The sequence below is a fragment of the Falsiroseomonas sp. genome (assembly GCF_030695085.1).
Taxonomy (GTDB): Bacteria; Pseudomonadota; Alphaproteobacteria; order Acetobacterales; family Acetobacteraceae; genus Falsiroseomonas.
In genome coordinates this window covers 20231-41002 of record NZ_JAUYTS010000026.1, presented here as the reverse complement: position 1 = coordinate 41002, position 20772 = coordinate 20231, and the positions used below count along the sequence as shown (strand labels likewise).

The 20772-nt window shown below is 70.1% G+C and carries 20 protein-coding genes; 15 read left to right on the top strand and 5 right to left on the bottom strand.

The window, feature by feature from the left end:
• Positions 1–91 precede the first annotated feature (91 nt).
• From Q8S40_RS02840 to Q8S40_RS02830, 3 genes are all read left to right on the top strand, one after another.
• Positions 92–2992, top strand: a complete 2901-nt coding sequence (locus tag Q8S40_RS02840; RefSeq protein WP_304809993.1) for a 2-oxoglutarate dehydrogenase E1 component — start codon at positions 92–94, stop codon at positions 2990–2992.
• Positions 2993–3020: 28 nt separating this feature from the next.
• Complete coding sequence (odhB, locus tag Q8S40_RS02835; RefSeq protein WP_305669212.1) at positions 3021–4241, top strand: 2-oxoglutarate dehydrogenase complex dihydrolipoyllysine-residue succinyltransferase; 1221 nt, start codon at positions 3021–3023, stop codon at positions 4239–4241.
• A gap of 88 nt (positions 4242–4329) precedes the next feature.
• On the top strand, positions 4330–4647 hold the full coding sequence (locus Q8S40_RS02830) for a hypothetical protein (RefSeq protein WP_304809989.1): 318 nt from the start codon (positions 4330–4332) through the stop codon (positions 4645–4647).
• 3 nt (positions 4648–4650) lie between these two features.
• Here Q8S40_RS02830 and Q8S40_RS02825 read toward each other — a convergent pair whose 3' ends face one another.
• The gene (locus Q8S40_RS02825; RefSeq protein ID WP_305669211.1) at positions 4651–5517 is read right to left on the bottom strand and encodes a GyrI-like domain-containing protein; all 867 of its coding nucleotides are present in this window, start codon (positions 5515–5517) and stop codon (positions 4651–4653) included.
• 124 nt (positions 5518–5641) lie between these two features.
• Between Q8S40_RS02825 and lpdA the strand changes: the two genes are divergently transcribed.
• The 4 genes from lpdA to Q8S40_RS02805 all read left to right on the top strand — a co-directional run bounded on the left by lpdA (position 5642) and on the right by Q8S40_RS02805 (position 9307).
• Positions 5642–7033 carry a dihydrolipoyl dehydrogenase gene (lpdA, locus tag Q8S40_RS02820; protein WP_305669210.1) on the top strand — a complete coding sequence of 464 codons (1392 nt, stop codon included), beginning with the start codon at positions 5642–5644 and terminating at the stop codon, positions 7031–7033.
• A 234-nt stretch (positions 7034–7267) separates the two neighbouring features.
• Complete coding sequence (locus Q8S40_RS02815) at positions 7268–8392, top strand: DNA adenine methylase (RefSeq protein ID WP_305669209.1); 1125 nt, start codon at positions 7268–7270, stop codon at positions 8390–8392.
• Entirely contained in the window at positions 8389–8685 is a 297-nt protein-coding gene (locus tag Q8S40_RS02810) for a hypothetical protein (RefSeq protein WP_305669208.1), read from the top strand. The genes Q8S40_RS02815 and Q8S40_RS02810 overlap by 4 nt, the downstream gene beginning before the upstream one ends.
• An 85-nt stretch (positions 8686–8770) precedes the next feature.
• Positions 8771–9307 (top strand): DUF4142 domain-containing protein, encoded by a 537-nt coding sequence (locus Q8S40_RS02805; RefSeq protein WP_304809979.1) that lies wholly within the window; start codon positions 8771–8773, stop codon positions 9305–9307.
• 158 nt (positions 9308–9465) lie between these two features.
• On the opposite strand, the gene Q8S40_RS02800 is transcribed toward Q8S40_RS02805, so the two are convergent.
• The 3 genes from Q8S40_RS02800 to fsa are packed head-to-tail and all read right to left on the bottom strand — an operon-like array spanning position 9466 to position 11793.
• The gene (locus tag Q8S40_RS02800; protein WP_305669207.1) at positions 9466–10398 is read right to left on the bottom strand and encodes a tyrosine recombinase XerC; all 933 of its coding nucleotides are present in this window, start codon (positions 10396–10398) and stop codon (positions 9466–9468) included.
• Between the two features lie 52 nt (positions 10399–10450).
• Positions 10451–11095, bottom strand: coding sequence for a DUF484 family protein (locus Q8S40_RS02795; RefSeq protein ID WP_304809974.1), 645 nt, complete (start codon positions 11093–11095; stop codon positions 10451–10453).
• A 41-nt stretch (positions 11096–11136) separates the two neighbouring features.
• Positions 11137–11793, bottom strand: a complete 657-nt coding sequence (gene fsa / locus Q8S40_RS02790) for a fructose-6-phosphate aldolase (RefSeq protein WP_304809972.1) — start codon at positions 11791–11793, stop codon at positions 11137–11139.
• Between the two features lie 155 nt (positions 11794–11948).
• Here fsa and Q8S40_RS02785 point away from each other — a divergent pair, with 155 nt between their 5' ends.
• Complete coding sequence (locus tag Q8S40_RS02785; protein ID WP_304809970.1) at positions 11949–14117, top strand: primosomal protein N'; 2169 nt, start codon at positions 11949–11951, stop codon at positions 14115–14117.
• A gap of 103 nt (positions 14118–14220) precedes the next feature.
• Here the strand turns inward: Q8S40_RS02785 and Q8S40_RS02780 are convergent, their stop codons facing one another.
• Entirely contained in the window at positions 14221–15273 is a 1053-nt protein-coding gene (locus Q8S40_RS02780; protein WP_305669206.1) for an extracellular solute-binding protein, read from the bottom strand.
• Positions 15274–15427: 154 nt separating this feature from the next.
• On the opposite strand from Q8S40_RS02780, the gene Q8S40_RS02775 reads away from it, so the two are divergent.
• The 7 genes from Q8S40_RS02775 to Q8S40_RS02745 all read left to right on the top strand — a co-directional run bounded on the left by Q8S40_RS02775 (position 15428) and on the right by Q8S40_RS02745 (position 20759).
• Positions 15428–15763 (top strand): hypothetical protein, encoded by a 336-nt coding sequence (locus Q8S40_RS02775; RefSeq protein WP_304809966.1) that lies wholly within the window; start codon positions 15428–15430, stop codon positions 15761–15763.
• Between the two features lie 15 nt (positions 15764–15778).
• Positions 15779–16213: a phage holin family protein gene (locus Q8S40_RS02770; RefSeq protein WP_304809964.1), complete on the top strand. Its 435-nt coding sequence runs from the start codon at positions 15779–15781 to the stop codon at positions 16211–16213.
• 92 nt (positions 16214–16305) lie between these two features.
• Complete coding sequence (locus Q8S40_RS02765) at positions 16306–17349, top strand: ABC transporter substrate-binding protein (RefSeq protein WP_305669205.1); 1044 nt, start codon at positions 16306–16308, stop codon at positions 17347–17349.
• Positions 17346–18398 (top strand): ABC transporter ATP-binding protein, encoded by a 1053-nt coding sequence (locus Q8S40_RS02760; protein WP_305669204.1) that lies wholly within the window; start codon positions 17346–17348, stop codon positions 18396–18398. Before Q8S40_RS02765 ends, Q8S40_RS02760 begins: the two co-directional genes overlap by 4 nt.
• Positions 18395–19228, top strand: a complete 834-nt coding sequence (locus Q8S40_RS02755; RefSeq protein WP_304809958.1) for an ABC transporter permease — start codon at positions 18395–18397, stop codon at positions 19226–19228. The genes Q8S40_RS02760 and Q8S40_RS02755 overlap by 4 nt, the downstream gene beginning before the upstream one ends.
• Positions 19229–19298: 70 nt before the next feature.
• Entirely contained in the window at positions 19299–20087 is a 789-nt protein-coding gene (locus tag Q8S40_RS02750; protein ID WP_305669203.1) for an ABC transporter permease, read from the top strand.
• Between the two features lie 3 nt (positions 20088–20090).
• Positions 20091–20759, top strand: a complete 669-nt coding sequence (locus tag Q8S40_RS02745) for an RraA family protein (protein WP_304809953.1) — start codon at positions 20091–20093, stop codon at positions 20757–20759.
• Positions 20760–20772: the final 13 nt, after the last annotated feature.

The window sequence follows — 20772 nt, the reverse complement described above, 5'->3', positions numbered from 1 at the left end:
CTCCTGGCTTGGGGCCTGACGGCGACGGGCCTGGTGCCCTATCTATGTGCGGCGCGCCGCCCGAACCGAGGCTGGCGCAACGGAGACGGAAATGGCCGGAGTGGATGTCCTCGCAAGCGCGATGTCGGGCGCGAATGCCGCCTACCTCGCCGACCTCTATGCCCGATGGGCGGAGAAGCCGGACAGCGTCGATCCCTCCTTCGCCGAGCTGTTCGGGGCGCTGAACGACGAAGCCCGTTCGGTGCTGACGGATGCGGTCGGCGCCAGCTGGGCGCCACGGCTGCGCGGTGCCTTTGGCCCGGACCCCGAGCCTCCGGCCGCGGCGCCGAAGGGCAAGGGCGACAAGGCGGCGGCAGCGCCGGCCGCCAATACGGTGGACAAGGCGGCCGCCCAGCGGGCGGTGTTGGATTCCATCCGCGCCCTGATGCTGATCCGCAGCTACCGCGTGCGGGGCCATCTGGAAGCGCAGCTCGACCCGCTCGGCCTGCAGGTGCTGAAGCCGCATCCGGAGCTGGACCCCAAGACCTACGGCTTCACCGATGCCGATATGGACCGGCCGATCTTCCTGGATTTCGTGCTGGGCCGCGAATACGCGACGCTGCGCGAGATCCTGCAGATCTGCCGCGCCAGCTATTGCGGCTCCATCGGCACCGAATTCATGCACATCCAGGACCCGGAGCAGAAATCCTGGATCCAGCGCCGGATCGAGGGTGCGCCCTGGGTCAAGGCCTTCGACGGCCAGGCCAAGCGCCAGATCCTGCGGCAGCTGACCGAGGCCGAGGGCTTCGAGGCCTTCTGCGCCAAGAAATACGCCACCACCAAGCGCTTCGGGCTGGAGGGCGGTGAATCCACCATCCCGGCGATCCAGTCGGTGATCGAGGTCGCCGCCGCCGGCGGGGTCAACGAGGTCTCGATCGGCATGGCCCATCGCGGCCGGCTGAACGTGCTGGTCAATGTGGTGAAGAAGCCCTTCGCGGCCGTGTTCAGCGAGTTCAAGGGCAATGCCGCGACGCCCGAGGATGTGCAGGGCTCCGGCGACGTGAAGTACCACCTCGGCACCTCGACCGATATCGAGGTGGCCGGGCGCATGGTGCACCTGTCCCTCCAGCCTAATCCGTCGCACCTCGAAGCGGTGGACCCGGTGGTGGTGGGCAAGGTGCGCGCGCGGCAGGACATGGCAGGCGACACCAAGGGGCGGCGTTCCGTCCTCGGCATCCTGTTGCATGGCGATGCGGCCTTCGCCGGCCAGGGCCTGGTGTATGAGACGCTGGCGATGAGCCAGCTCATCGGCTACCGCACCGGCGGCACCATCCACATCGTCACCAACAACCAGATCGGCTTCACCACCGTCCCGGCGCATGCCTATTCCGGCCTGTACTGCACCGACGTGGCGAAAAGCATCCAGGTGCCGATCCTGCATGTGAATGGCGACGACGCCGAAGCGGTGGTGTTCTGCGCCCGCATGGCGGCCGAGTTCCGCATGCAGTTCGGCGCGGATTTCGTGCTCGACATCGTCTGCTACCGCCGCCACGGCCATAACGAGACGGACGAGCCGGCCTTCACGCAGCCGATCATGTATGGCCGCATCCGCGAGATGAAGACCACCCGCACCCTCTACGCCGAGAAGCTGGCGAAGGAGGGCAGCGTGCCGGCCGAGGAATCGAAGTCGGTGCTGGATGCCTTCAACGCCCAGCTGGAGGAAGCCTTCCAGGCGGCCACCAGCTTCAAGCCGAACAAGGCGGATTGGCTGGAAGGCCATTGGTCCGGCCTCAAGGCCGTGACGGTCGGCGAGGATGTCGAGCGGCTGCACGAGACCGCGGTGGGCCTCGACGAGCTGCGCGAAGTGGGCGCGGCACTGGCCCGCGTGCCGTCCGATTTCGGCGCCAACCCGAAGATCATCCGCCAGCTTGAGGCGAAGAAGAACGCCATCGAGACCGGCGAGGGCATCGACTGGTCGACCGGCGAGGCGCTGGCCTTCGGCACCCTGCTGCTGGAAGGCCACCGTGTGCGCCTGTCCGGTGAGGATGTGCAGCGTGGCACCTTCAGCCAGCGCCATGCCCATCTGGTGGACCAGAAGACCCAGGCGGAATACGTCCCGCTGAACAATATCCGCGCCGGCCAGCCGAAATTCGAGGCCTTCAACAGCCTGCTGTCGGAAATGGGCGTGCTCGGCTTCGAATACGGCTACACCCTGGCGGACCCGCGCACCCTGGTGCTGTGGGAAGCGCAGTTCGGCGACTTCGCCAATGGCGCGCAGGTCATCATCGACCAGTTCATCGCGTCCGCCGAGACCAAGTGGCTGCGCATGTCCGGCCTGGTGATGCTGCTGCCGCATGGCTACGAAGGCCAGGGGCCGGAGCATTCCTCCGCCCGTCTGGAACGCTGGCTGCAGCTGTGCGCCGAGCGCAACATGCGCGTCGGCAACCTGACGACACCGGCCAACTACTACCACGCGCTGCGCCGCCAGCTGAAGGCGAACTACCGCAAGCCGCTGGTGCTGATGACGCCGAAGTCGCTGCTGCGCCACAAGATGGCGGTGTCGTCGCTGGCCGATTTCGGCCCGGGCAGCGCCTTCCAGTACGTCATCCCGGAAACCGATGCCCTGGTGGCGGAGGACAAGGTCAAGCGCGTCGTGCTCTGCACCGGAAAGGTCTATTACGACCTGCTGGCGGAGCGGCGGGAGAAGGGTGTGAAGGACGTGGCGATCATCCGCGTCGAGCAGCTCTACCCCTTCGCCAAGACGACGCTGTCCAAGACGCTCGCGCCCTATCGCAATGCGGAAGTGGTCTGGTGCCAGGAGGAGCCCGAGAATATGGGCGCCTGGACCTATATCGACCGCAAGATCGAAGGCGTGCTGCGCGACATCGAGATCAAGGCGAAGCGCCCGATCTATGTGGGCCGCGCCGAGGCGGCGAGCCCCGCGACGGGCCTCGCCAAGGTTCACCAGCAGCAGCAGGAAACCCTGGTGCGCGAGGCGCTCGGCCTTTCGTGAGCGTCCCCCCAGGCAGAAGGCAGGACAGATGACCGATATCGTGGTGCCCCCGCTCGGGGAAAGCGTCTCCTCCGCCACCGTGGCGCGATGGCTGAAGAAGGCCGGCGAGTCCGTTGCGATGGATGAGCCGCTGGTGGAGCTGGAGACCGACAAGGTCACGGTGGAGGTCAATGCCGCCGTCGCCGGCGTGCTGGAGAGCATCAGCGCCGATGAGGGCGCCGAGGTCGAGGCCGGCGCCGTGATCGGCAGCATCGCCGAGGGCGCGGCCGCCAAGCCCGGCGCCGCCCCCGCCGCGCCGAAGCCCGCCGCCGCCGCGCCGGCGCCGCCCAAGGCCGAAGCGCCACAGCCCGCCCCGGGCCCGGTCTCCCGCCCCGCGGAAGGTGCCGCCAATGGCCCGGCCGCGACCAAGGCGATGGCCGATGCCGGCGTGACCCAGGCGCAGGTGGGTGCCGGCACGGGCAAAGATGGCCGCGTCACCAAGGGCGATGTGCTCGCCTTCCTTGCCAAGCCCGCCGCAGCCCCCGCCGCCAAGGCGCCGCGCGCCCTGGAATCGGGTGAGGAGCGGGTGAAGATGACCCGGCTGCGCCTGACCATCGCGCGCCGCCTGAAGGAAGCCCAGAACACCGCCGCCATGCTGACCACCTTCAACGAGGTGGATATGGGCGCGGCGATGGCGCTGCGGTCCGAATACAAGGACGCCTTCGAGAAGAAGCACGGCGTGAAGCTCGGCTTCATGTCCTTCTTCGTGAAGGCCTGCGTCGCGGCGCTGAAGGAATTCCCGGCGGTGAACGCCGAGATCGATGGCGACGAGATCGTCTACAAGCACGCCGTCCATATGGGCATCGCCGTCGGCGGCCCCTCCGGCCTGGTGGTGCCCGTGGTCCGCAATGCGGATGCGATGAGCTTCGCCGAGATCGAGAAGACCATCGGCGGCCTCGGCCGCAAGGCACGTGATGGCGCGCTGAAGCTGGAAGACCTGACCGGCGGCAGCTTCACCATCACCAATGGCGGCATCTACGGGTCGCTGATGTCGACGCCGATCCTGAACCCGCCGCAGTCCGGCATCCTGGGCATGCACAAGATCCAGGAGCGCCCGATGGCGGTGGGCGGCAAGGTCGAGATCCGGCCGATGATGTACACCGCGCTGAGCTACGACCACCGAATCGTGGACGGCAAGGAAGCGGTCAGCTTCCTGGTGCGCGTGAAGGAAAGCATCGAGGATCCGCGCCGGTTGATGCTGGACCTGTGAGGTCAGCCTAGCCCCCACCCGGACCCTCCCCCGTTTACGGTTGAGGGTTGGGTGGGGGCAGGCAACATCCCCCCGCCGAGGCGCCCCCATGCTGTTCCTCGCCTTCGGCTTCCTCGCGCTCTGCGCCGCCCTCGAATACCGCGCCCGCGGCGAGCCCGCCCTGCGGCCCGATCCGCGCACGGACCGCATCTGGCGCGGCCTCGGCACCCTGGCCGGGCTGCTCGCCACCATCGGGCCGCTGGTGGTGATGGTGCGGGTGGGTGTGGCGGAGGGGGCGGGCGCCTATCTGCTCGGCGCCGTCTTCGCCTTTGCCGGCGGCTTCACCCCGGAACGCTGGTGGGGGATGACCTCGATGGCGGCCGGAGTCTTCGGGCTGGGGCTGCTGGCGGGCGCGCTGCTCGCCTGAGGGTCAGGCGCCCGGTCGCAGCGGCAGCATCACCGCGGTCAGCCATTCGGCCGGCGGCAGGCTGCGCGGGTCGTTCAGATATTCCTCGCGCGCCGGCTGGTCGGCCGGTTCCTGCCCGCTCGCCGGCAGCCAGTCGCGGTACAGCCAGCGATAGGCGCCCTCCAGCTCCGCATAGGGGCCCTTGAAGACCAGCACCGCCAGGCGCGTGGCCGGCAGGTCCAGGATCTGCACGCCCTCGCTGCCCGCAACCGCCTCCGGCACCACCATCCCGGCATCGGAGCGCAACTGCGCCTCCGGCACCGATTGCGGGTCATCATGGTACAGCGCGATGAACCGCGTGGCCGGGGTGATCAGGCCGCGGGCGCCGGCCCAGGCCGTCAGCCGGTCATAGACCGTGCCGATGGCGCCATAGGCGCCCCGATGCGGCAGGGCGGCCAGGCGCAGGGCCGGTTCCTGGCGGATGGTGACCTCGAACATGGCGGAATCCTGTTGCCGGGATGTGGGCGGGTGCGGCAGGCCGATGCCCCCGGCGTCGCGATAGGCCGCCGGCGGAATGCCGTAGGCGGCGCGGAAGGCACGGGTGAAGGCCGCCGCGGAGCCATAGCCGCTGGCCTTCGCCACGGCCGCCACCGGCAGCGCGCCGCGCACCAGCAGCCCCGCGGCGCGGGACAGGCGTTCGCGCGCCAGGGTCTCGGCCGGGGTCTCGCCGGTGATCTCGCGGTAGATGCGGTGGAAGTGGAAGGGGCTGAAGGCCGCCGCCGCGGCCAGTTCCTCAAGCCCGGTGTTGCGCGCCGGGTCGGCCGCGATCAGCGCGATCGCCCGCGCGATGCGCCGTCCGTAATCCTGCCGGGTGAGATTCTTCGTGGCCATCGAGGGCTCCTTGCACGCCGCCATCCTGCCCGAAGCCGGCTTGATCGCGCTTGCGATCCTGCCGCGACTTGCACCGCGCGGGCCGCGGGCTATGGTCCGCGCAGATTTCGCAGGATCCTTCTTCATGTCCGAGAGCTTCGACCTCATCGTCATCGGTGCCGGCCCCGGCGGCTATGTCTGCGCCATCCGCGCGGCCCAGCTCGGCATGAAGGTCGCCTGCGTGGAGAAGCGGGCGACGCTGGGCGGCACCTGCCTCAATGTCGGCTGCATCCCCTCCAAGGCGCTGCTGCATTCCTCCGAGCATTACGAGGAAACCAAGCACAAGCTGGCCGACCATGGCGTGATGGTGGAAGGCGTGAAGATCGACCTGGCGCGGATGCAGGCCCGCAAGGGGGAGGTGGTGGCCGCCAACACCAAGGGCATCGAGTTCCTGTTCAAGAAGAACAAGGTGACCTGGCTGAAGGGCGCCGCCAGCATCCCCGCGCCGGGTCAGGTGACGGTGGACGGCACCACCTACACCGCGAAGAACATCGTCATCGCCACGGGCAGCGAGAGCATCCCGCTGCCGGGCGTCGAGGTCGACGAGAAGCAGATCGTCACCTCCACCGGCGGGCTGGAGCTGGAGAAGGTGCCGGGCCATCTGGTGGTGATCGGCGGCGGCTATATCGGCCTGGAGCTCGGCAGCGTCTGGCGCCGCCTGGGCGCCGAGGTGACGGTGGTGGAGTTCCTCGACCGCCTGGTGCCCGGCATGGACACCGAGGTGGGCAAGCTGTTCGAGCGGGTGCTGGGCAAGCAGGGCATCCAGACCAAGCTGAAGACCAAGGTCACCGGCGCCAGCAAGGACAAGGACGGCGTGACCCTGACGTTGGAGCCGGCCGCGGGCGGCGCTGCGGAGACGCTTAAGGCGGATGTCGTGCTGGTCGCCATCGGCCGGCGTGCCTTCACCGGCGGCCTCGGCCTGAAGGAGATCGGCGTGGCGCTGGATGAGCGTGGCCGCGTGGTGACGGATGCGCATTACGCCACAAACATCCCCGGCCTCTATGCCATCGGCGATGCCATTGTCGGCCCGATGCTGGCGCATAAGGCGGAGGAGGAGGGCGTGGCGATGGCCGAGATCCTCGCCGGCCAGCATGGCCATGTGAACTACAATGCGATTCCCGGCGTGGTCTACACTTGGCCGGAAGTGGCCAGCATCGGCGAGACCGAGGAACAGTTGAAGGCCCGCGGCGCCGAATACAATGTCGGCAAGTTCCCCTTCATGGCGAATGCCCGCGCCCGCGCCATGGGCGACATGGACGGATTCGTGAAGATCCTGGCCGACAAGACCACGGACCGCGTGCTGGGCGCGCATATCATCGGCCCGGATGCCGGCACGCTGATCGCCGAGATCGCCATCGCCATGGAATTCGGCGCGAGCGCCGAGGATGTGGCACGCACCTGCCACGCGCATCCCTCGCTGAATGAATCGGTGAAGGAAGCCGCGCTGGCCGTCAGCGGTCGGGCTTTGCATATTTAGGTGCCCTCAGGCGGCGGGCGGCGGCTCCGCCGCCTTGCCTTGCGCGCCGGTGCACTGGTGCGCGGGCAGGCAAGATGGTCTGGGCGCGGGCCGCATTCGCGGCCTCGGCGCGTTGCCGCGCCGTCAGCGCAAGCGGGGAGTGAGGCGCTCGCCTTCCCCGCGTCTGCGGCGCGGTCCCACCGGTCCCTGCCCCCGCAAAATGGCCGGCCCTCTACGCCAGTGGCCCGCGGCAGCATGATAAAATACCTGGGCTCGAAGCGGGGGTTGTTGCCGCAGATCCTGCGGGCGGTGGGGGCCGCGGCCGGGGATCGGGCGGTGGTGGCGGATCTGTTTTCCGGCTCCGCCCGGGTTGCCCATGCGCTGAAGGCGGCCGGCTGGCGCGTGCTGGCAAATGATGAGCTGCCCTTCGCCCAGACCCTCGCCTGCGGCCTGGTGCAGGCCGATGCAGGGATATGGGCCGAGCGTGCCGACAGGATCCTGGCGGATCTGTCGCATCTGCCGCCCGCGCCGGGCTGGTTCACCGCCACCTATGCCGAGACGGCGCGCTACCTGCACCCGGTGAATGCCGCGCGGCTGGAGGCGATGCGGGACGCGATCGAGCGGCTGGAGCCGGCGCCGGAGCTGCGCGCCATCCTGCTGACCGCGCTGATCCAGGCGGCGGACCGGGTGGATAGCTGCGCCGGCCACCAGATGTCCTTCATGCGGGACCTGGCGCCCCGCGCCCTTAAGCCGCTGGTGCTGCGCCGGCCCGAATTGCTGCCCCGCCCGGCCGCCGGTCCCTGCCTGGCGCTCGCCGAGGATGCGGTTTCGCTGGCGGGCGCCATCGAATGCGACGTGGCCTATCTCGACCCGCCCTATGACCAGCACGCCTATCTGTCGAACTACCATCTGTGGGAGACGCTGGTGCGCTGGGACCGGCCGGAGGTTTATGGCCGGGCGCAGAAGCGCGTGGATTGCCGCACCCGGCGCAGCGCCTTCAACACCCGCGCCGGCATCGGGCCCGCCTTCGCCCGGCTGGTGACCAACCTGCGCGCCCGCACCCTGGTGGTGTCCTTCGGCGCGGAGGGATTCCTGGCGCGGGCGGAGCTGGAGCGCATGCTGGCCGGGCGCGGCTTCCTGCATGTGCTGGAGGTGCCGCATCGCCGCTACGCCGGCACCCGCCTCGGCATCCATAATGGGCGCGGGGAAAAGGTGGGCACGCCGGGGCCGGAAGGGACGGTGGAGCGGCTGTATGTCTCCAGCGACCGTCGGCTCGACCTGCCGCGGGACCAGGACTACCGCATGGTGCATGAGGCAGCGGACGCGGCCGTGGCGGGGCGTTGCACCGGGGTTGTGGCGGGACCATCTGCGACAACATGATGGAATATCGCCCCTCCCTCCGGCGCAAATGCGCGGGATGGTCGTTGATCGCCCTGGCGCCGCTTGGCGGCCTGCTGCCCATTCTGCCGGGGCTGGTTTTCCTGGTGCTCGGCCTGTTCGTGCTGCGCCACCAATACCATTGGGCACATCGCGGACTGAGCTGGGCCGGCACGCGCTGGCCGGGGGCGGTGGCGAAGGTGGAGGTGATGGAAACGCGGATGATCCTGCGCGCGGACCGCACCATGCAGGGGCTGCGCGACCGGTCCCGGCGGATCTTCGGCCGCGCCGGGTAGCCCGCCTGTCACCACGGCGGCGGCAACCCGGCGGCCCCTGCGACGTTTGCTGGATACGAACGACACGTACCCAGGAGACCCCATGATGAACCGACGCAGCCTTTTCCTTGCCGGCGCCATGCTGCTGCCCACGCTGCCGCTGATGGCCCAGGACCGCCCGACCACGGTGCTGGACCTGCTGAGCGGCACGGGCGTCGGCGCCAACGCCTTTGTCGAGCGCTCCATCATCGGCAACAACTTCGCCATCCAGTCCAGCCAGTATCTGCTGGAGAAGAGCACCCATCCGCAGATCCGCCAGCTGGCGGAGGATCTGGTCAGCTTCGGCACGACGAACACGGCGGCGTTGCTGGCTTTGCCGGAAGCCTCCACCCGCCAGCCCTCCAGCGGCGATGACCGGATGCAGGCCAGGCTGGCCAGCCTGCGGAACTACGAAGGCGATGAGCTGAACCGCTGGTATGTGCAGATGCAGGTCGAGGCGCAGCAGGAACTGGCGACGCTGTACCAATCCTATGCCCAGAATGGCGAGGTGACGGCGCTGAAGACCTTCGCCGAGACCAATCTGCCGGCGATCCGCCAGCATCTGCAGCGCGCGCAGGCCCTGCAGGCGCCGCGCGCCGGCTAGTCATACCAGCTCAAGCGCCGGCGCCCCCTCCGGCGGCTTGGCCAGGTTGTGCCGGAGGCAGACCTGCGGCGTGACGCGGAAGCGGCGGGCGCCGCTCGGCGCCTCGGCCGGCCGCATGTTCCTGTCACTGCGTCCTGGCCTCGGACCGGGATCTTGTATCAATCCGCCCGCGGATGCGCGGCGCGCCAGGTCTCCAGCAGCGCCGTCGCATCCACGCTGGTGTAGCGTTGCGTGGTCGACAGGCTGGCATGGCCCAGCAATTCCTGGATCGCCCGCAGATCCGCTCCGCCACCCAGCAGATGGGTGGCGAAGGAATGCCGCAGGGCGTGCGGCGTGGCATGTTCCGGCAAGCCCGCAAGGCGGCGCCAGTGGCGCAGGGATCGCTGCGCCACCGCAGGGTCCAGCCGCGCCCCGCGCGCGCCGAGGAACAGTGGCGCGTCCGGCCGGGGGTCGGGGTGCTCCGCCAGCCATTCGCCCATCGCCGCCCGCACCGCCGGCAGCACCGGCACCAGGCGCTGCTTGTTGCCCTTGCCGGTCACGCGCAGCGCGCCGGCGGCGCCGGGGCGCGGCGCATCGGCCACCTGAAGCGCCAGCGCCTCGGCAATCCGCAATCCGCAGCCATACAGCAGGGTGAACAGCGCGACGTCGCGCGCCGCCTGCATCCGCGGCTGTTCGGCCCGGTCCGGGTCATGCACCGCGCCGATGCCGGTCACCGCTTCCCGCGCATCGGCGGCGGTCAGGGCGCGCGGCACGGGGCGGGCGGCGCGCGGGCCGCGCAGGCCGGCGAGCGCGGTGGTGGGCTGGCCGTGCCGGCGCGCCAGATGCCGCAGGAAACTGCGCAGCGCGGCGAGGCGCCGGGCGCGGGTGGTGTTGCCATCCCCCTTTGCTGCACGGTCCGCCAGGAAGGCACGCAGATCGGTCGGCCGCAGCGCGCCGAGTGCCGCCACATCCGGCTCCTCGCCCAGATGCCGGGTCAGGAAGCCGAGGAACAGGGAAAGGTCGGCGGCATAGGCCTCCACCGTATGCGGGCTGGCCCGGCGTTCCTCCGCCAGGGCCGCCAGCCACCCTGCCAGGGCCTCGGCGCCGGTCATCTCAGTGGGCCGTTCATTTCGGCGGACCGGTCATCTCAGCGGACCGGTCATCTCAGCGAGAGAGCGCCGCCGCCACGATGCGGCCGAGGAAGGCCAGCGTCGTCGCCGTCTGCCGCGTCGGCAGGGACGCCGCATCGCGCGCGCCGAGCGCCAGCAGGCAGGGGGTGCCACAGGCCAGCGGCACGCGCACCAACGCGTCCCGCGTCACCAGCCCCGCGGCTTCCGCATGCAGCATGACGGCCTCTGTCACCTCGGTCCGCACCCGGGCATCCCGGCCGCGGCCGACCAGGCGGGCCAGGCTGCCGGGCGGCATGGGCAGGAAGCCGGCGCGGCGGAAGCCGAAGGTCGCTTCGGGCGTGGCGGGCTCGCTCAGCAGGGTGCAGCTATCCACCCGCAGCAAGGCGGGCAGTTCCTGGGTCACGGTCTCCATCACATCGCGGGACCGCATCAGCGCCAGCACCGCCAGCCGCACGCACATCACCAGCGTCGCGCCGGCGCGGCCATCCGTTACGGCGGCCTGCACCTCGGCCTCCAGCCCGCGGGTGCGGCTGCGTTCTGCGGCGACCATGGCGACCATGTGGTCCGCCATGTTTTCGCCATACACCCGGCGCGGCGGTGCCAGGGTGCGGTAGAGATCCGGCCGTTTGGCCAGGAAGTCGGGGTGTTCCAGCAGATACGCCGCGACCGCCTCGGCCATCGGATCGTCTCCTGGGTCGAGGATGGTCGCGGCGGTTGTACTCACAGGATGCTTTGCCCCGTCTTGGCCCAATCGGCGAGGAAGGCGGACAGCCCGCTATCGGTCAGCGGGTGCTTCAGCAACTGCCGGATGACGGAAGGCGGCAGGGTTGCCACATGGGCGCCGAGCTTGGCGGACTGCACCAGGTGGATCGGGTGGCGGACGGAGGCGACGAGCACTTCCGTCTTGATGCCCGGGTAGTTGCGGTAGATCTGGACGATGTCGCCGATCAGCGTCATGCCGTCATGGGCGATGTCGTCCAGCCGGCCGACGAAGGGCGAGATGAAGGCAGCCCCCGCCTTTGCCGCCAGCAGGGCCTGGGCGGCGGAGAAGCAGAGGGTGACATTGACCGGCGTACCCTCATTCGACAGCGCCCGGCAGGTCCGCAGCCCAGCCTCCGTCAGCGGCACCTTCACCGCGACGTTGGCGGCGATGTCGCGCAGGTACTTCCCCTCCGCCAGCATGCCGGCGAAATCGGTGGCCGTGACCTCCGCGCTGACCGGGCCCTCCGTGATGGCGCAGATCTCGGCGATGACCTCGGACATCTTGCGACCGGATTTGGCGATCAGGCTGGGGTTGGTGGTCACACCATCCACCATCCCGGATTCCGCCAAGGCCCGGATTTCGGCGACATCAGCGGTATCCACGAAAAACTTCATGCAGGTCGATTCCCTTGATGCAGGCGTTCCGGTGCTTGCCGGGAAAGCTGCGGCGAATGTGGTTTTGTTTCGCTTTCGTTCGACCGGGAGTTTATAGCATGCAGCCGCCCCGGTGGAAGTCATCGCAGCCGAACCAACCGGCAGGCGTGTCTTCCATGCCACGAATCCGTGTGCTGCTGCCGCTTCCTTTGGCAGCCGGGGCCTATGATTACCGAATTCCGGCCGGGCTGGCGGTGCAGCCGGGTGACTTCGTGGTGGTGCCGCTGGGCGGGCGGCAGCTGGTGGGCGTGGCTTGGGACGGCCCCGCGGACCCCGATCTGCCGGAGGCGAAGCTGCGCGACGTGGCCGGGCTGCTGGACGCGCCGCCGATGACGGAAACGCTGCGCCGCTTCGTCACCTGGGTTGCCGCCTACACACTCAGCCCACCCGGTGCCGTGCTGCGCATGGCGATGAGCGCCCCGGCGGCGCTGGAGCCGCCGCCCGCCCGCGCCGGCTGGCAATTGGCCAATGCGGAACCTCCGGCGCGCCTGACACCTGGCCGGGCCCGCGTGCTGGCCGCCTTGCGGCCGGGGCAGGTGATGGCCGGGGCGGAACTGGCCGCCGCGGCCGGGGTCTCATCCGCCGTGGTGCGGGGGCTGGCCGATGCCGGGATGCTGGTGCCGGCCCTGCTGCCGCCCGGCCGTGCCTTCACCCCGCCGGACCTCGACCTGCCCGGCCCGGTGCTGGGGACGGAGCAGGATGCTGCCGCGGCGGCGCTGCGGGCGCAGGTGGCGGGGCGGGATTTCGGCGTGACCCTGCTGACCGGCGTCACCGGCTCCGGCAAGACCGAGGTCTATCTGGATGCGGTGGCCGAATGCCTGCGCGAAGGCCGCCAGGCGCTGGTACTGCTGCCGGAGATCGCATTGTCCGCGCAATGGCTGGAGCGCTTCCGCCACCGCTTCGGCGTGGACCCGGCGCTGTGGCATTCCGAACTCGGCACGAAGACCCGGGCCAGGACCTGGCGCGCGGTGGCGGAGGGTGAGGTTTCGGTGCTGGTCGGCGCCCGTTCCGCCCTGTTCCTGCCCTTCCCCGATCTCGGCCTGATCGTGGTGGATGAGGAGCACGAGACCGCCTTCAAGCAGGAGGAAGGCGTGGTCTACCACGCTCGCGACATGGCGGTGGTGCGTGCCCGGCTGTCGCAGGCGACCTGCGTGCTGGTCTCCGCCACGCCATCGCTGGAGACGCTGAACAATGTGGAATCCGGCCGCTACCGGCATCTCGACCTGCCGGAACGGCATGGCACCGCGGGCATGGCGCGGGTCGAGGCGCTGGATCTGCGAAAATCGCCGCCCGAACGCGGCCGCTTTCTCTCGCCGGTGCTGGTGGAGGCGATCCGGGACACGCTGGCGCGCGGCGAGCAGGCGATGCTGTTCCTCAACCGCCGCGGCTATGCGCCGCTCACCCTGTGCCGCGCCTGCGGCCACCGCATGCGCTGCCCGAACTGCACCGCCTGGCTGGTGGAACACCGTGCCCAGAAGCGCCTGCAATGCCACCATTGCGGCCATGCGGAACCAATTCCGCCCACCTGCCCCGAATGCAACGCCCCCGGCACGCTGACCCCGGTGGGGCCGGGGGTGGAGCGGGTGGTGGAGGAAGCCACCGCGCTGTTCCCCGATGCCCGCCGCATCGTCATGGCCAGCGACACCATCCCCGGCCCGGCGGCGGCCGCGGCGGCCGCGGCGGCGATCTCGGACCGGCAGGTGGATCTGATCATCGGCACGCAGATCGTCGCCAAGGGCTGGCATTTTCCGGGGCTGACGCTGGTCGGCGTGGTGGATGCCGATCTCGGCCTGGCCGGCGGCGACCTGCGGGCGGCGGAGCGCACGCTGCAATTGCTGCACCAGGTGGCCGGCCGCGCCGGGCGGGCGGAGGCGCCGGGGCGGGTGCTGATGCAGACCTTCAACCCGGACCATCCGGTGATGCAGGCGCTCGTCTCGCATGATTTCGAGGCCTTCATGCAGGCCGAGGCCGAAGGCCGCCGCCCCGGCCATTGGCCGCCCTTCGGGCGCCTCGCCGCGCTGATCGTCAGCTCGGAGGATGAGCGGGAGGCCGATCGCGCCGCCCGCGACCTCGGCCTGGCGGCGCCGCGGGGGGAGGGGGTGGAGGTGCTCGGCCCCGCGCCGGCTCCGCTGGCGCTGCTGCGCGGCCGGCACCGGCGGCGGCTGCTGCTGAAGGCGCGGAAGGATGTGCAGGTGCAGCCGCTGCTGCGGGAATGGCTGGAACGGGTGAGGCTGCCGAATTCCGTGCGGGTGCAGGTGGATGTGGACCCGGTGGGGTTCCTGTAGACCCCATACCTCATACCTTCGCCCTGGCTCACGGCAGCCGGTCCAGCTGCATGTTCCGGCGCTTTCCGGGTCGTCAGGCGGCTCCGCCTGGCCTCAAAACGCGTCAGCCCCGCAGCCAGGCGCTGAAGCGCCGCGTCAGCGGGTCCAGGTGCCGCTGCCAGAATTCCTCGTCCAGTCGCAGCGCCAACGCGGCCTGGGCCGGCGCTGAGGGCAGTTGCGCCAGCAGCGGCGCGGGCAGCAGCGCCGCGGCGCCGGCGGCGGTGACGCCATAGGGGATGGTGCGGGCCAGCCGCGCCTGGGCCTCCGCCTGCCCGGCGAAATACAGGAAATCCAGCGCCTGCGCCTTGTTCGGGCTGCCGCGCATGATCACCCAGCTGCCCATGCCGGCCAGGTTCTGCTGCCAGACGATGCCGAAATCCCGCCCATCGCGCAGATTGGCCGCGCTGATCCGGCCGTTATAGGCACAGGCCAGCGCCACTTCCCCATTTGCCAGCCACAGCGGCGGCTGCGACCCACGCTCCCACCAGGCGATCTCGGCGCGGAGGCCGTCCAGCTTGCGGAAGGCCTGGTCCTGGCCGCGCTGGGTGGCAAGCCTCGCATAGACATCCGCAACCGGGACGCCATCCGCCATCAGGGCGATTTCCAGCGTGGTCTTCGGGCCGCGCCGCAGTGCCCGCTTGCCCGGAAAGCGCGCCAGGTCGAACAGATCCGCCCAGCCTGCCGGCGCCTCGGAATGCCGCGCGCGGTCCCAGGCCAGGATGAAGGCATAGCGGGCGGCGCCGACCCCACAGGGGTGCACCGCCTCCGGCACATAGGCGTCGCGGCCGCCGATGGCGTCCCAGTCCATCGGCTCGAACAATTCCTCGCGGCAGCCGATCAGCAGATGGTCGCCTTCCACCTGCACCAGATCCCAGTTGTTGACGCCATCGCGCATGCGGGTGCGCAGCACATCCATGCCGCCATCCCAATTCTCCTCCAGCATCCGCGCGCCGCGCGCCGTCATCCAGGGGCGGAAGAACACGTCGCGCTGCGCGTCCTGGTAGGCGCCGCCCCAGGACACCACGGTCAGGTCGCGCAGCCCCTGCGCGTGGCCGCGCGCGGCCGCGGCCAGCGGCGTCGCACCCAACACCGCCAGCCAGTCCCGCCGCCCGCGCATTGCCTACTCCCATCCCGCAGGGCATCATTTAGCCCTGCGTGGAAGCGCAGCGGAAGTGGCATACCGCATTGCGGCGAAGACATACCGGACGGTTGGAACCAATGCGGAATCACCGCGTTCGTCCGGAGCCAACGATCCCGAAAGGAAAATGATTATGTCCCAGATGGGCAACGACATGAAGAACATCCGCGACGAAGCTTCCGCCGCCGGTGGCCGGCTGGCCGATGATGCGCGCGCCGAGCTCGCCCGCCTGCGCAGCCAGGTCGAGCGCCTGATGGAGGAGCGCGTGACGCCGGCCCTCGGCAATGCCGCGGAGACGGTGGAGGACTACACCCGCCGCGCCCGCCACAGCATCGAGGACAATGCGACCGCCCTGTCCGATACCGTGCGTGCGCAGCCGCTGCTGTTCGTCGCCGCCGCCGCCTTCAGCGGCTACGTCCTCGGCCGGCTGATGGGCAACCGCACCTACGTCTACCCGGACCGCAAGTAAGCGGCGGGCCGGACCATGCGCCTGCTGAGCCTGGCCCGTGCCGCCTGGCAGGCGGAAGGGCTGTACCTGCGCCGCAGCGGCCGGGGCTACGCCATCCAGGCGGGTCTCGGCGCCGTGGCGGCGGTCTTCGCGCTGCTGATGCTGGTGATGCTCCACATCGCGGCCTTCGCAGCCCTGCTTCCGTCGCAGGGGCCGGTCTGGTCCGCGCTGATCATCGCCTTCGGCGATCTCGTGCTGGCGGCCATCATGGGCCTGCTCGCCCGCAAGCCGCCGCGCGATACGGTGGCAGAGGAAGCCCTGGCCCTGCGCCAGGCGGCGTTGCGGCAGATGGGTGATACCGCCACGCAGGCGATGATCCTGGCGCCGTTGTTGCGGAGCCAGACGCTGAAGAAAGGCGCCATCGGTGCAGCCATCACCGCGGCGATCGTGGGCTTCATGAACCGACGCTGAGCACCCAGGGGCTGAGCATCCGCAACTTGGGTGCTTGGCAAGGGGTGCGATGCCTTGCAATGCTGCGGTTTCCACGGATCGGGGACCGCGCCATGCGCCGCATCTTGCTTGCCACCATCGCCACATTTGGCCTCGCTGCCCCGGCCGCCGCGCAGGGTGGTGGGCAGATCACGCTGCAGGCCTATGCCGGCATCTTCCGGGACAACTACACGCAGACGGTGGTGGCGCCCTTCACCGCGGCGCGCGGCACTGCTGTGCAATACCATGATGGCGGCACCAGTGCCGCGATGCTGGGCACGCTGCGCGCCCAGCGCGCCGATCCGCAGATCGACGTCGTCATCATGGATGTCACCACCGCCGCTATCGCCTGCGCCGAGGGGCTGGTCGAGAAGATCGATGCCAGCACCCTGCCGGTGATCGGCGATGTGGACGAACAGGGCAGGCAGGCGGGCGGCGAATGCGGCCCGGCCGTGACCTACGATCATCTGGTGATGGTCTATGACAGCCGCGCCGTGACGCCGGCGCCCACCAGCCTTTCGGCCATGTGGGCACCTGAGCATCGCGGCCGCATCGCGCTGTCCGCGCCGCCCAACATCCAGGGCCTGGCGCTGACCGCGATCCTCGCCCATGCCGATGGCGGCAATTGGCGCAACATCGGCGCCGCCATGCCGAAGCTGCGCGAACTGGCGCCCGCCGTGCAGACCTTCACGCCGAATCCGGATGGCTACACGCTGATCCTGAACGACCAGGTGCGCTTCGCCACCGGTTGGAATGCGCGGGCGCAGTTGTACAGCGACCAGTCGCAGGGCCGCATCGGCGTGACGCTGCCGACCGAGGGCACGGTGTTCCAGATCAACACCATCAACCTGGTGGCCAATTCCAAGAACCGCGAACAGGCGCTGGCCTTCATCGCGCATGCGCTGTCACCGGAAGCGCAGGTGGCCTTCACCGAGCGCATGTTCTACGGCCCGACCAATACCCGCGCCCAGCCTTCCGCCGCCGCGCTCGCCCGCACCGCGATGGCGCCGGAATCCCGCAGCCGCGTGATCCCGCTCGATTGGTCGGAAATGGTGCGCCTGCGCGATGGCTGGAACCAGCGCTGGCGGCGTGAGGTGATTGCCGCTAGCAACCGGTGACGCATCTTCGGCTGGAGCGCCTGACACGGCGCTTTCCGGGCACCGCCACGCCGGCGGTGGACGGTATCTCGCTCGATCTGCCGCAGGGCGCATTGCTGGCCCTGCTCGGCCCCTCGGGCTGCGGCAAGACCACCACGCTGCGGATGATCGCGGGGCTGGAGGCGCCGGATGGCGGGCACATCCAGGTGGCGGGGCGGGACGTGACCGCGCTGCCGCCGCATAAGCGCAACATGGGCGTGGTGTTCCAATCCTACGCGCTGTTCCCGCATCTCTCGGCCGCGGCCAATGTGGCCTTCGGGCTGGAGATGCGCGGCGTGCCCCGGGCCGAACGGGCGAAACGGGTGGCGGATGCGCTGACGCTGGTGGGCCTCGATGGGTTCGCCGCGCGCAAGCCACGGCAACTCTCGGGCGGCCAGCAGCAGCGCGTCGCGCTGGCCCGCGCGCTGGCACCGCAGCCCGATCTGCTGCTGCTGGATGAGCCGCTCTCCGCGCTCGATGCCAAGCTGCGGGAGGAGGTGCGGGATGAAATCCGCGCCGTGCAGCAGCGCCTCGGCACCACCACCGTCTTCGTCACGCATGACCAGACGGAGGCGCTCGCCATGGCCGATCTGGTCGCGGTGATGAACCAGGGCCGCATCGAGCAATTGGCGCCGCCGGAGGAGGTGTTCGAACGCCCTGCCACGCGCTTCGTCGCCACCTTCGTCGGCCGCGCCGCCATCCTGGCCGCGGAAGTGGTGGCGCCCGGCCTGCTGCGGGCCGGCGGGGCGACGCTGCAGGCGGCGGAGACGCCGCAATCCGGCCGCGCCGAGATCTTCATCCGCCCGCATCACCTGCGCCCGCTGGCCGATGGCGAGGATGCGGCCAATGCGCTGCCGGCGCGGGTCACCCGCCGCACCTATACCGGCGACATCATCACGCTGGAATGCAACAGCCCCGCCGGCACCTTGCTGGCGGAAGTGCCGGGCGGCACGCCGGCTGCCTCGCTGCGCATGGGGGATACGCTGCGGCTCGGCGTCGATCCGGGCGATCTGCGGGTCTTCCCGGCATGATCGGCCTGCTGCTGTGCCTGCCGGCGGCGCTGATCCTGGCGGCGGGCTTCGTCTGGCCGGTGCTGCTGCTCGGCCGCATCAGCTTCAACCGCACCAATGACATGGGCGCGATGGAGCAGGCCTGGACGCTGGAGACCTACGCCAGGATCGTCACCGACGACTTCACCTGGGACCTGGCGCTGAACACCATCACGCTGTCCGCCGGCGCGGCTGCGGCAGCGGTGGCGCTCGCCCTGCCGGTGACGCTGCTGATCCGCAGCGCGCCGCCGCGCTGGCGCGGCCTGCTGGCGCTGATGGCGGTGGCGCCGCTGCTGGTCTCCGGCACTGCGCGCGTGGTGGGCTGGATGGCGATCCTGGGCGACCAGGGCATGATCAACGCGGTGCTGACCGGCCTCGGCATCACCAGCGATCCGGTGCGGCTGATCAACAACCTGACCGGCGTGCGGATCGGCCTGACCGAGAGCCTGATGCCCTATTGCTGCCTGGTGCTGATCGCCGGCATGTCGCGCCTCGATTCCCGGCTGGAGGAAGCTGCGGCGACACTCGGCGCCACGCGCAGCCGCACCTTCCTGCGGGTGACGTTGCCACTCGCCGCGCCGGCGCTGGCGGCGGCCTTCGCGCTGGCCTTCGTGCTCGGCGTCTCCGCCTTCATCACGCCACGGCTGATGGGCGGCGGGCGGGTTTTCGTGGTGGCGACCGAAATCTTCGACCTGGCGCTGGAGACGGTGGATTGGCCGGCGGCCTCGGCGCTGGCGATGCTGCTGCTGGGCACGCTGATCGTGGCGATGGTGCTGCGTGGCGTGCTTTCGGGGCGGGGCGCGGCACGATGAGGCCCGGCTGGTTTTTCCCCGGGTTGCGGCGCGCCGGGTCTTGGTGCCGGCGGCCGTGCGGGAGGGTCGCATGAAGCCCGGCTGGTTCCTGCGCTTCGCGGCGATCTGCGGCTATGCGCTGCTGCTGGCGCCGGCAGTGCTGGTGTTCGTGATCTCCTTCTCGGCGGGGGATTTTCTCAACTTTCCGCCGCCGGGATTCTCGCTGCGCTGGTATGCGGCGCTGATTGACAATGGCCAGCTGATGACAGCGCTGCGGAATTCGGCGCTGCTGGCGCTGGCGGTGGCCAGCATCGCATTGGTGGTGGGGATGCCGGCGGCCTATGCGATCGCGCGGCTGGAATTCCCCGGGCGCGGCGCGCTGGCCGGCTTCCTGGTGGCGCCGCTGCTGCTGCCGACGCTGGTGCTGGGGCTGGCGCTGCTGCTGGCCTTGCAGCCGGCAAGGCTGGCGGCGACCTGGCCGGGGCTGATGCTGGCGCATGCGATGGTCGCCGTGCCCTTTGCCGTCCGCATCATGACCACCGCCTTTGGCGGCGTACCGAAGGACCTTGAGGAAGCCGCCTGGACGCTGGGCGCCACGCGCTTCCAGGCGGCCTTGCGCGTGACCTTGCCCTTGGCGGCGCCGGGCGCGATCGCGGCCGGGGCGCTGTGCTTCCTGGTTTCGTTCGATGAGACCGTGATCAGCCTGTTCCTGGTGGGGCCGCGCCTGTCTACCCTGCCGGTCGAGATGTTCCGCTATGCCGAAAGCCGCACGGACCCGCTGGTGGCGGCGCTGGCGATGACGCTGATCGGCGTGGCGCTGGCCGTTGTTCTGCTGGTGGAGCGCCTGGTCGGCTTCACCCGCGCCGTTGGAAGGAATTGAATCATGCCCGCTCGCTACGTCGTCGAACCCATGCCCGGCCAGATCAGCGCGGAGGTGGTGGCGCTGCTGGAGCAGACCGAGACCGCAACGGTGGGCCATTGGCGCCACTGGGGCTTCGTGGACCGGAAGATCCAGGGCCTGCTGCGCCGCCGCGTCGCCGGCACGGCGGTGACGGTGCAATGCCCGGGGCCGGATTCCACCATCCTGCACCACGCGCTTGGGCTGCTGCGGCCGGGCGACATCCTGGTGGTGGACCGCCTGGGGGATGACCGGCATGCCTGCTGGGGTGGCGGCGTGACGGTGGCGGCCAAGGCGGCGGGTGCCAAGGCCGGCATCGTCGATGGTGCGTGCACCGATGTGGAGGAGGTGGAGGCGAGCGATTTTCCTCTCTGGTGCCGTGGCCTGGCGCCGATCACCACGCGCATCTACGACCTTGGGGGGCGGATGAATGTGCCGGTTTCCATCGGCGGCGTGGTGGTGATGCCGGGCGATGCGGTGCTGGCCGATGAGTCCGGCGTGCTGATCCTGCCGCCGGGCGAGGCGGAGGAGGAAGCCCGCGCCGCCATCGCCCGGCAGGAACGCGGCCTGGCGACGCAGGGCCGGGTCGCGGGCGGGGTGAAGCTCGGCGATGTCAGCGGTGCGACGGCCAAGGTGCTCGCCGGGCTTGCATGAAGCCGCGGCGCTT